Here is a 10,449-nt window from a genome sequence, read left to right on the forward strand (position 1 = left end):
TGTGGGAACATTCCTGGCGAAAACCTGGGCCGGGGGGAGGGGCGCATGGTGGTCTATCCTGAAAGCTATTACCGGCTGCCCGCCGATCTGGCGCAGGCCATCGGGCAGGCCGTCGCGGGTTTCGGCTGGCTGGAGGAGGTGCTGAAGCGCACCATCTATTCGCTGGACCGCGCGCGTCTTGCCGACGATCTGAGCGAGGTCGAATTGCAGGCCTGGCTGCAACAGATGTCCGAGATCGCCGACGATTCGATGGGCACGCTGATCGAGCAGCTTGACGCCGCCCTGCGGCGCCATCCCGGCATCCGCGACCGTGTCGCGCTGAACGAGGCGCTGAAGGAGATCAGGCAAAACCGCAACCTGTTGTGCCATGCTTCGTGGCAGCCCTCGGGCCGCGCAGGCCATTGGCATCCGGCCTTCGTCAATACGCGGGGCGAGCGGTTTGCCGACGAGTTATCTATTCCCGAGATCGAAACCATGTTGCAAGACACGCATGAATTGGGTCACCGCCTGATCCGCATCATGCGCGCCACGGGCATTCCCGGCGAATGGCCGGGCGATGAAAAGGCATGAGGTTGTTTCGGACTTTTTGCCGGGCAGGCAGGGGCGGGGTGCCCATTCCTCTGCCGCAAGCCGAGGTTCGGCGCCTGCCCGCAAGTACGGTGCGGGGGTTTTTCCGGCTTGATGCCCGGCCTTCCTTCGCGGGCGTTGCAACGCGGGCGGGGCCGCGCTAACACCCTGTCAACTCAAGACGAGAGGCTGTCATGTCGTCCCCCCTCCGCCTCGGCATCGCCGGGCTTGGCACCGTCGGGATCGGTGTCGTCAAGATCGTGCAGAAACATGCCGGCCTACTGGCGCAACGTTCCGGGCGTCCGGTCGCGATCACCGCCGTCAGCGCCCGCGACCGCAGGAAGAACCGCGACGCCGACCTGTCCGCCTATCGCTGGGAAGACGATCCGATGGCATTGGCGCTGGCCGAGGACGTGGATGTCTTTGTCGAGTTGATCGGCGGCGATGCGGGGATTGCGAAGGACAGCATCGAGGCGGCGCTGCGTTCCGGCAAGGACGTGGTGACGGCCAACAAGGCGCTGCTGGCGATGCATGGGCAGGAACTGGCGGAACTGGCCGAAGGACTTGGCCGGGTGATCCGCTTCGAGGCCGCCGTCGCGGGCGGCATCCCGGTCATCAAGGCGATGACGGAATCGCTGGCCGGCAACCGGATCAATCGCGTCATGGGCGTGATGAACGGCACCTGCAACTATATCCTGACCCGGATGGAAAGCGCGGGCCTGCCCTATGAGGAGGTCTTCGAGGAAGCCCGCCAGCTTGGCTATCTGGAAGCCGATCCGACGCTGGACGTGGGCGGCATCGACGCCAGCCACAAGCTGGCGATCCTTTCCTCGATCGCCTTCGGCACACGGCCGGCCTTCGATGCCGTCGAGATCGAGGGGATCGAGCGGGTCAGCATCGACGACATCCGCCGCGCCGCCGACATGGGCTATCGCATCAAGCTGCTGGGCGTGGCGCAGATGACCGCGCGCGGGCTGGAACAGCGCATGTCGCCCTGTCTCGTCCCTGCCGACAGCCCGCTGGGCCAATTGGCGGGCGGCACGAACATGGTGGTGGTCGAGGGCGACAGCGTGGGCCAGATCGTCCTGCGCGGCGCCGGGGCGGGCGAGGGTCCGACCGCCAGCGCCGTCATGTCCGACGTGATCGAACTGGCGCGCGGCGTCCGCCTGCCGGTGTTTGGCGTCCCCGCCACCTCGCTGAGCGACAGCCAGCCCGCGCGCACCGCCGTGCCCGCCGCCTATTACCTGCGGATGGAACTGCTGGACAAGCCCGGCGCACTGGCCAAGATCACGACCGTTCTTGGCGATGCGGGGATCTCGATCGACCGGATGCGGCAATACGGGCACAAGGACGGCTCGAACGTGCCGGTCCTGTTCGTGACCGACCGCACCACGCCCGAGGCCATCGACCACGCCATCGAGACCCTGCCCAAGACCGGCGTTCTGGCCAGCGACCCGGTCGAATTGCGCATCGAAGAGGTCTGACCCGTCAGCGTGTGGGGCGATAGGCGTCCTCGGACGGGGACAGGTGGCGCAGCCCATGCGTCACGTCCGCCCGCACCGCCAGCCGCAGCGCGGGTTCGTCCCCGGCCCGCAGGGATGCCAGGATCATGCGGTGATGGCGCGGCGCCTCGTTCCGGCGCATGCGGCCGTAGACGGCGCGCATGGTCGGTCCCAGTTGCAGCCAGACCGTTTCCAGGATCGCCAGCATCGCGGGCGATTGCGCGCGCAGGTAAAGCGTGCGGTGAAATTCCAGATTGGTGCGGATATAGCCGACGGCATCGTGCCGCTCGGCCGCCTCGCCAAGCGCGTCGTTGATCGAGGACAGGCGGTCGATCAGCGCGAAATGGGCGCGCGGCAGGGCACGGGCGGCCAGTTCCGGCTCGATCAGGGCGCGCAGGGCGGCCAGTTCCTCGATCCGTTCCACCGACAGCTCGGGCGTCGTCATCCGCCCGGACGAAGACAGCGTCAGCGCGCCCTCGGCCACCAGGCGGCGCACGGCTTCACGCACGGGGGTCATCGAGACGCGGAAACGCGCCGCCAGCCCGCGCAGGGTCAGCGCCTGCCCCGGCGGCAGAAGGCCGATCATGATCTCGGCCCTCAGGCTGCGGTAAAGCTGTTCATGCGCGTGGGGTTCCGATGATTTCTGACTGCTCATGCGTTCATGTGATCACAAATCGGCAAGGGGTCAATAGGGCGTCTCCGGTCAGCCCGAAAAGAGCCAGGAATGCAGTTCATGCCCGTGATCGCGCAACCATTGGCGGTGGGTCCGGTAATCGGGCATCAGCCGGGCCGTGGCGTCCCAGAAGGCGGGCGAATGGTCCATGTGGCGCAGATGCGCGACCTCATGCGCGGCGACGTAATCCAGCACGGCGGCAGGGGCCATCGCCAGCCGCCATGAAAACATCAGCCGCCCCTCATGGCTGCAACTGCCCCAGCGCGAGCGCGTGTCGCGCAGCGAAATTGCCCGGTAGGGGCGTCCGATCGACGCGGCATGGCGGTCGCAGGCCGCCGCCAGGCGCGTGCGCGCAAGCTGTTTCAGCCAGGCGGCAAGGACCGGCCCCGCGGGGTGGCGGTCGGGCACCAGCAGCAACCCGTCCTGCATGCGCACCGTGGCCACGGGCGCGGGCGTGATCCGCAGGGGCCGGCCCTGAACGGGCAGCAGCGCCCCCGCCGCGACCGCCTGGCGCGCGGGCATCGCGTCGCGTGTCCGGCGCAACCAGCCCGCGCGCGATTGCGCAAAGGCCCGTCCCTCGGACAGCGGCACGAAGGGCGGCATGGTCAGCACCACCTGCCCCCCCGCCCTTGCCACGCGCAACGTCATCCGCCGCGCACGCGCCATCCGCCGCAGCAGGATGCGGATATCTTTGTCTATCACGATCTCTGACGGCTCGTCGCGCATGGCAGCCCGGTTGAAGAAATCCCGCGAAAAGGCTTTGACACCCCCCGCATGCTGTGGCAGGGGACAGCGGATTTACCTAACCCCGGCTGAAAGAGATTGCCATGCCCAAAGAGGAGTGGGGTACGAAACGCTTGTGCCCTCATTGCAACACGCGCTTTTACGACCTTCAGCGCGATCCGATGACCTGCCCGGCCTGCGGTGCAGAATTCACGGTTGAATCGCTGCAAAGCGGTCGTGGCCGTGCATTGGTTTCCGAGAAAAGCGCCGCGAGCGCCCGCGACCAGGCCAACGTCGTCGATGACGAGGATCTGGACGACGACACCGACGGCGGCGATCTGGACGACGATCTTCTGGACGACGACACCGATGATGAAGATGTCTCGCTGGACGACATCGCCGATGTCGCAAGCGACGACGACGACTGATCCGAAAGGCCCCTCGCGGGGCCTTTTTTCTTTTCGCGAATGCGCGCGATTTTGCTCTTGCACCCCCCTGCGCCACCGCCTATACGACGCCCGACACGGACGATACGTCGTCTTGTGACAGTGGGGCCGTAGCTCAGTTGGTAGAGCGCTTGAATGGCATTCAAGAGGTCAGGGGTTCGATTCCCCTCGGCTCCACCAATTCACATTGATTTCATTAAGAAAATACCCCCTCGGCGGGATCAGCCCCACAGCCAGCCCCACAATCGCAGCGGCCTTCACCGGGCGCTGTCCGCTGCCGGTCGCCTGCTTTGTTCGCAAGAGGGCACAAGAAGGGGTGGGGTGGCTGGGCTGGGCGGCAAAACATTGCGCCAGTTCGCTGGAATGTCGTCGCCCGATCACCTTTTTCTTTCGTTCGGCCCCCCCGCCAGAAGGGGGGGTGATGGACCAAGGGGGGCACCCCGGCGGGGCCTGTTATACAACAGGGGTCCGGCAGACCCCAATGAGGGGCCGGTGGACCGGGGGCGGTGAAGGACAAGAGGTCAGAGACTCCTTTGGGTCAACTACTGTCCGGCATAGTTTCTACATACGAAAACTGCACGCTGCCGCTTCTGTTCCAGCGTAATATCGGAAGGGGCCGAATAGATATCGTTGATCAATTGGCGAAGAATTTCATCCATAATAATCAATGCGGTATTGGGATAACCCCTCCTAGATGCAACATTCTCCGCAAACATCACTTGATACGCTTGGTCAATAGGCATTCTTTCTGTGCGCAAACCTTCGATTCGGTCACTCAAGCCTGAATAGCGGTTGCATGCACCATAGGCTTTTGCAAAATCAATTTGCGCCATACGCACTTGGCGCATGAGTTCCATGTCACGACGAGCAGCTTCCGCGCCTCGCTCCAAACCATCCATATAACCTCCAAAGAAATCCGCAATTACTGGCTGCGATTCGGCAGATGTGCCAGCTAAGACAATCAATATAGCGCTAGGACGTGCTGACAAAAGGGATTCACATCAGGCTTTGATCATGATTCAAGCTGGCATCTGCGATGGAGGCCAGTTTGGCACGAGCCCTTATGTCGGACGAGGAATGGGCGTTCTTTGAGCGCTTCATCTTCGCTGTCCGCGCCCCGAACGGGCGCAAACCCACCAACCACCGCCTCGTTCTTGATGGAATTTTCTGGATTGCCCGAACCCGGGCGCCATGGCGCGATCTTCCCGGGGAGTTCGGCAAATGGTCGAGCGTCTATCGGCAATTCCGACGCTGGACGTTGGCAGGGCTCTGGGAGGACATCATGGAGGCCCTGAACCAGAGCGGATCCGTGCCAAGTGCCCTGCAGATGATCGACAGCACCGTAATCCGCGCCCACCATCAGGCAGCGGGCGCTAAAGGGGGACTCCGCGACAGGGTTTCGGCCGTTCTCGAGGTGGCTTTACGACCAAGATCCACCTCCTCGTCAATGCACACGGGCTTCCCATGAGGACAGAGATTACGCCAGGCCAGACGTCAGACTATCTCGGCTTCGATCTGGTGATGGCGGATAATCTGCCCCGCCCGAGTGTGCTGCTCGCGGATCGCGGCTACGATGCAGACAAGATCAGAGACGGCATGGACCCGCAGATCAACAAGCCGAGCAAGATGATCAGAAAACCCAAAATCCTTCCGCCGGCGAAAGATCCGTGCGGGGATGAATCCAAATAATTATTCATGCCTTCCATTCGCCTGGGACTACTCCGAGATCCTGGCCAGATGCACTCAATCCGTGCCCATGGCGCGCGCGGACACAACAAGTTTGCGGAGCCGGACGTCTTCCTCTTCGGTGTGGTCTATTTGATTTTTCGCCATCAGCGCCTTCTCCCTGTTGAGCGCCAGCAGGGTCTGGGCGGCAAAAAGGAGACGGACGGCTTGCCGGCGCAGCGCAGGCATGCGGCGTGTTCGCTTGACGGCAGCTCGTCTTGCTTTGGGATCGGCGACCGACGCGATTTCCTCGGCACTGAACCAGCCGGCCTCGGCGTATTCTGCAAGACGGCCCGTCAGCATTTTATCCTCGCGGCGCCGCAGGATACTCAACCCGACGATGGCGATAGCGGCATATACGGCGCCCTGGATGATCGGCTCAAAAAGCATGACGGTCTCGCCAGACGGCAGTACGGCCGTGCTGGTGTCCCATATGGCATGCAACGCGAACGCTGCGAGAAAACCCAGCCCAATCCAGACCAGGCCATGGCCCATCGAAAGCCCGTGCCGCGCGGCAAGACCGGCAGCCAGCCCCGTGCAGGCGGTAAACACGAGATGGGCATGCGCCGTAAATACCTCCCGCAGAACATAGTTCACAATCAGGCCGATGACGCCGCCATCGCTGAAGGCATTGGCCAGATAGCCAATGTCCTCGGCAAATCCGAACCCCGCGCCGACCAATGCGCCCACGAAGAGGCCGTCCCACGGCCCGCGCAAATGCCGCCGGCCGAAAACATAGACGAGGACGACGAACAGCCCCTTGGCCAACTCCTCGGAAAATGGAGCCACCACCATTAGACCCAGACTGGCCTCTCCCAATTCGGTCACCACTCCGTCGAGTTCGGTTTCCATGAAAACCGAAGCGAGTACCGCGGGAATGCAGCCCCAGAGGATGGCCAGAAAGACAAGCTTGCGCGCTCTGGGGATCCAGGGATCGAACCTGACCAGCAGCCGCATCCAAAGGAGATAGGGAACCAGTGTGGTCAGCCCGATCGCCACGTAGAGATCGAGTTGGGAAAATCCGGCATCTCCCAACACCATCATCACGAGGATGGTGATTGCGAAAACGACGATCAGCGAAATGACAGTCGACCAGACGCCGGCCGGACTTGTCCACGCGTCGGGCGTTACTCGATCCATAGCGGGCGTGGCCGCTGGAGCCGGTTGAACGCTCCAAAGTGTGGCTGTCATCGAAAGTCCCCCATTCTGCCCTCAACGGCGTCGGCCAATAATTCGGGGCGGCAGTGGTCCGCCCGGATGTTCAGGTTTTGCGATCGAAGTGATTATGTTCAGGCCATTCCCCCTTTGCTCGAAACGAGCAAAGGGGCCGGCTCTTAGCGTACGCATTTAATTGTTGATCGCAGTGATCCTTGGCGCATCGTCCACAATGGAGAACCAGACTTCGCCATCCCCGATCATGACGCCCTGCCAATTGGCAAACAGCGTCTCGTAGCTCTGGCTCGTTACCGCGTCTTTGACATCGGACGTGAATATCTGGTCGAAATCGGTAACGAATTCGCTTTCGCCGGCGATCTCCACGCTCTCTCCATCGATCGTTACCGAAATCGGATAGGCAACCATCTGGGCCAGTGCATCCGCATCATCATTGGTCACGGCCTGCTGGAGTTCGGTAAAAAAGGTTTTGGGGCGCTCGTGCTCGCCAAAGAGCGTGTCGAGCGTTTCGTTCACTTCGGTAGCCGACTGCGCGACTGCCGGAGGCATTCCCCATGCCATGGCGCAGGCCAAAACAATGACAACGGAACGCATACCCATCCTAGCCTCCTATTGCTTCATTCTTCGATGATCGCGGTGTGATCGGCAAAGCAGGCGGCCAGATCGGCAGGAGCGCCGAGGCCTTCGGCAAAGGCGATCTGCTCATCGCGCTCGGAAGCGTCGGCAACTCCACCCCAAACATCCTTGAACTGGTTTTGTCCGTCCACAAGATTATTCTGCGCAACGAGCTCTGGATCAGGAAGGGCGCGAGGAAAGAAACGCGCAAAAGTTGAAGACACTCCGAGGAACGGCATATCATGAGACGCCTAAACAACGCACCTATCCTTACTTCGGCCCGTCACCGGGCATTGATCGAAATACATGTGTCAGCGCGGCGGCATGACGCAGACACAACTTGCGAAAAAACTGAACGAATATCAATCATTTGTTGCACGTCTGGAAAGCGGCCAGCGCCGCGTTGACGTTGTGGAACTGATTCGCCTGTCGGAAGTGCTGGGCTTTGCGCCCGACGACATGGTGAGGGCCGTTGCTGCCGTTCAGGACAGTTAGGCACGATCAGGTGCCGGGGCTTGCAGCCCGCGCGGCTTGACCCGTTGCGACCGCACCAGCCGGGCTTGGCGGCTCTTGGCGCTTTCACCCCATTCCTGTTCCATTGCCCGAAGCTGGGCATCCGGGGGCACGCTGGCGAACTGGCGCAGGTCTGCTGCCTGCTGACGAAGCGCCCGCGCCTCGGTGGCAAGGGCGCGGATGGCGGCACGCTCAACCTCGGCAATATCACGGTGCCGCACCAGCCCGGCATCGACACGCTGGGCCAGCCGGTCATAACAAGCTGTCGCGCGATTGGTCAGCCATTCGGCGCGGGCATCCAGCAGAAGGGCATAGGGGTGATGGCCCGGCGCGGCTTGATCCCGGCACCAGCCGTAAAGATCACCGAAGCGGACCCCCTCGGCACGGGCGGCGGCAAAGGGGTCAAGTCCCTGTTCGACCCGCCGCAGGACGGTATCGAACACGTCTGCGTCGTCGGTTTGTTCGGGCTGCTCAATCACCTTTTTCCTTTTCGTGTAGCTGCTTGTTAGCGCGTTACTGCGCATTGTTCCGTGTATAACCTTACTTCGCCGGGGGAACGAAAATCGGGGGAAATCCAGTCCGACGCCCCCTCACGAATCAGGGACAGATGCATCTGCCCCCTCGGCAATTTATTGCGAATAAATCTCAATAATAAGGGGCAGCGGGGCAGCAAAGGGGGCAGCTTTTCTCGCCCTATCTGCCCCTGCCGATCACCTTTTTTTTGCTGGCTAAAATCCATGTAGGGGGCAAAGGGGGCAGAGAGGTGACTGGAAGCTCCTATAATCAAGATTACACCCCCTCTGAACGCCTGAAACTTGATTTTAGAGCCTCTAATGGAAAACTGCTGCCCCTTTGGCCTCAGAGGGGGGGTGATGGAGCCGGAAATCTGCCCCGGCCCCCGGCCCGTGTGTTCCGTGTATAGACTGTTTTCGGTGCGTTCGCTGGCTTACGTCTTTGTCGTTTGTCACCACGTTGCGGGTTGTATCCATTGACGATCACCTTGGGCCTTCGCAGCGGTCCAGCCCAGCGCGCGCATCACCCGGTTGAGTTCTTTCCCCAGCTTGTTCGGCCCGAGCCTGCCCCACACGCCGCCAGCCAGCCGGTTGCGCAGGTCGCCGTGGCTGACCCGCAGACCACCGCCGACTGTGGAGCGCCTGACGCCCCACGAGCCATCCGGCGCTTTCTGCCGCAGCATGGTTTCGACATCTGCCGCCAGTTCATCGGGGGAAGTGAAAGCCTTCTGCGCCGCCGCTGCGTCGCCGTAGAACTTCGGATCAAGCCCGATCTTCGTCACGTCGCCACCGAACTCCGGGCCGAAGAACACCTGCAACGCTTCAACGACAATCTGGGGCCAGTCGTTTCTGAACGCCTCAAGGTTGATCGCCCCGACCTTCACCGGCCACCATCGCCTGTTGCCGGTCACGTCCTGCAAGAACTGGTCATCGTTCGTCGTGGCAATGAAGATGAAGCCGCGCCGTTGCTTCGTCACCTCGCGCCCGTAGGCCATGCGCGCCTCATCGAATGTCCGGGAGAGAAGCGCCTTGTCGTTCTCGACCTCGCGAATGCGCCCTCGCGACATGTCGGACAATTCGACGACCAGCTTGCCGCCGGTAGCTTCCATGACCTTCTGGTCGTCGGTGCCCAGCACGGTCATGGGGGTAAACAGATCGGGGCCGAACAGATCGGCCATGATCTCGCCCAGCGTCGATTTGCCCGCGCCCTGCGCGCCGCAGAGGGTCAGGACGTGATCCCACTTGCACCCCGGTTTGAGGATGCGGGCGATCAGCGCCAGCACCGTGAGCCGTCCCCAAGAACGGTGAAGGGGTGTATCTAGCGCGCCCAGATAGGTGACAAGCCATGTATCCAGCCGGGGCGTTCCATCCCACGGGTTGTTTTTTACCAGCGCCCCCAGCGCCTCTTTCACCGGGTCGTAGGGATGCGCATCGCCTTCCGTTTTCATTGCGTCCATAGCCTTGGGGACGCCGATATCACGCCCGGTCATACGTGCCAGCAGCGCCGCGATCTGCCGCCCTGCCGTATCATCCACTATTTGCCGCACACCGACCGGCAACGCTACGCCGGGAATGGGCTGCGTCAGATCGAACGTGTGCTTGCCCGTCCGCTCATTGCGCCCGAACGCAAGCGGCTGCCCAGCAAGCTGGTCGATCAGTTCGGGCACGGACACCCCCGGTTTACGCCCCGCGCCTTGCTGCACCCCGCCGTGTCCATCTCCTTGAGGGGTGACAGGCGACACCCAGCCCGCCGCCTGTGCGTCCTTGAACACGGATGCCGTGGTCTTGGGCCGCTTCCCTGCCTGTCCCAACGCCTGCGCGTTCGGCACGTCCGACGCGATGAACTTCTGCCAATCCGTTTCGGAATCGACCGCGCCGCCGCAGGCTTCCGACGCCGCGACAAAAATCGGCCTGGCCTCATCCTCGGTCAGCCGCCCCGTCGCAATGTCGCCCGCCAAGGGCAGCTTGACGGTGTTCAGCCAATAGTCCCGGTCGCCGGT

The 10,449-nt window shown here is 62.5% G+C and carries 12 protein-coding genes, 1 tRNA gene and 1 pseudogene; 6 read left to right on the top strand and 8 right to left on the bottom strand.

Features of this window, described 5'->3' with window-relative positions; translation table 11 throughout:
* Positions 1-45 precede the first annotated feature (45 nt).
* Together Q0O97_RS13855 and Q0O97_RS13860 are read left to right on the top strand one after the other, a co-directional pair.
* Positions 46-570, top strand: coding sequence for a hypothetical protein (locus tag Q0O97_RS13855; protein WP_294930436.1), 525 nt, complete (start codon positions 46-48; stop codon positions 568-570).
* Positions 571-761: 191 nt separating this feature from the next.
* Complete coding sequence (locus tag Q0O97_RS13860) at positions 762-2,051, top strand: homoserine dehydrogenase (RefSeq protein ID WP_294930439.1); 1,290 nt, start codon at positions 762-764, stop codon at positions 2,049-2,051.
* A 4-nt stretch (positions 2,052-2,055) separates the two neighbouring features.
* Here Q0O97_RS13860 and Q0O97_RS13865 read toward each other — a convergent pair whose 3' ends face one another.
* Together Q0O97_RS13865 and Q0O97_RS13870 are read right to left on the bottom strand one after the other, a co-directional pair.
* Positions 2,056-2,724: a GntR family transcriptional regulator gene (locus tag Q0O97_RS13865; RefSeq protein WP_294930442.1), complete on the bottom strand. Its 669-nt coding sequence runs from the start codon at positions 2,722-2,724 to the stop codon at positions 2,056-2,058.
* Between the two features lie 48 nt (positions 2,725-2,772).
* The gene (locus Q0O97_RS13870) at positions 2,773-3,468 is read right to left on the bottom strand and encodes a SprT family zinc-dependent metalloprotease (protein ID WP_294930444.1); all 696 of its coding nucleotides are present in this window, start codon (positions 3,466-3,468) and stop codon (positions 2,773-2,775) included.
* A 101-nt stretch (positions 3,469-3,569) separates the two neighbouring features.
* Between Q0O97_RS13870 and Q0O97_RS13875 the strand changes: the two genes are divergently transcribed.
* Positions 3,570-3,893, top strand: a complete 324-nt coding sequence (locus tag Q0O97_RS13875; protein WP_294930447.1) for a TIGR02300 family protein — start codon at positions 3,570-3,572, stop codon at positions 3,891-3,893.
* 122 nt (positions 3,894-4,015) lie between these two features.
* Positions 4,016-4,091 (top strand) — tRNA-Ala (locus Q0O97_RS13880).
* A 362-nt stretch (positions 4,092-4,453) separates the two neighbouring features.
* Here Q0O97_RS13880 and Q0O97_RS13885 read toward each other — a convergent pair.
* Positions 4,454-4,900 carry a hypothetical protein gene (locus tag Q0O97_RS13885; RefSeq protein WP_294930450.1) on the bottom strand — a complete coding sequence of 149 codons (447 nt, stop codon included), beginning with the start codon at positions 4,898-4,900 and terminating at the stop codon, positions 4,454-4,456.
* 47 nt (positions 4,901-4,947) lie between these two features.
* Here Q0O97_RS13885 and Q0O97_RS13890 point away from each other — a divergent pair.
* Positions 4,948-5,513, top strand: a pseudogene (locus Q0O97_RS13890) (IS5 family transposase); the annotation flags it as partial.
* Positions 5,514-5,654: 141 nt separating this feature from the next.
* On the opposite strand, the gene Q0O97_RS13895 reads toward Q0O97_RS13890, so the two are convergent.
* The 3 genes from Q0O97_RS13895 to Q0O97_RS13905 form a co-directional block, all read right to left on the bottom strand.
* Positions 5,655-6,827, bottom strand: a complete 1,173-nt coding sequence (locus Q0O97_RS13895; protein WP_294930452.1) for a PrsW family intramembrane metalloprotease — start codon at positions 6,825-6,827, stop codon at positions 5,655-5,657.
* A gap of 156 nt (positions 6,828-6,983) precedes the next feature.
* Positions 6,984-7,409 (bottom strand): hypothetical protein, encoded by a 426-nt coding sequence (locus tag Q0O97_RS13900; protein WP_294930455.1) that lies wholly within the window; start codon positions 7,407-7,409, stop codon positions 6,984-6,986.
* 17 nt (positions 7,410-7,426) lie between these two features.
* Positions 7,427-7,663, bottom strand: coding sequence for a hypothetical protein (locus tag Q0O97_RS13905; RefSeq protein WP_294930458.1), 237 nt, complete (start codon positions 7,661-7,663; stop codon positions 7,427-7,429).
* Positions 7,664-7,730: 67 nt separating this feature from the next.
* Between Q0O97_RS13905 and Q0O97_RS13910 the strand changes: the two genes are divergently transcribed.
* The gene (locus tag Q0O97_RS13910) at positions 7,731-7,919 is read left to right on the top strand and encodes a helix-turn-helix transcriptional regulator (RefSeq protein ID WP_294930461.1); all 189 of its coding nucleotides are present in this window, start codon (positions 7,731-7,733) and stop codon (positions 7,917-7,919) included.
* Here the strand turns inward: Q0O97_RS13910 and Q0O97_RS13915 are convergent.
* Complete coding sequence (locus tag Q0O97_RS13915; protein WP_294930464.1) at positions 7,916-8,416, bottom strand: hypothetical protein; 501 nt, start codon at positions 8,414-8,416, stop codon at positions 7,916-7,918. The genes Q0O97_RS13910 and Q0O97_RS13915 overlap by 4 nt on opposite strands.
* Before the next feature lie 485 nt (positions 8,417-8,901).
* Positions 8,902-10,449, bottom strand: a 1,548-nt coding sequence (locus Q0O97_RS13920) for a VapE domain-containing protein (RefSeq protein ID WP_294930467.1), incomplete at its 5' end; no start/stop codon positions are given.

The organism is uncultured Paracoccus sp. (genome assembly GCF_945915435.1).
GTDB lineage: Bacteria > Pseudomonadota > Alphaproteobacteria > Rhodobacterales > Rhodobacteraceae > Paracoccus.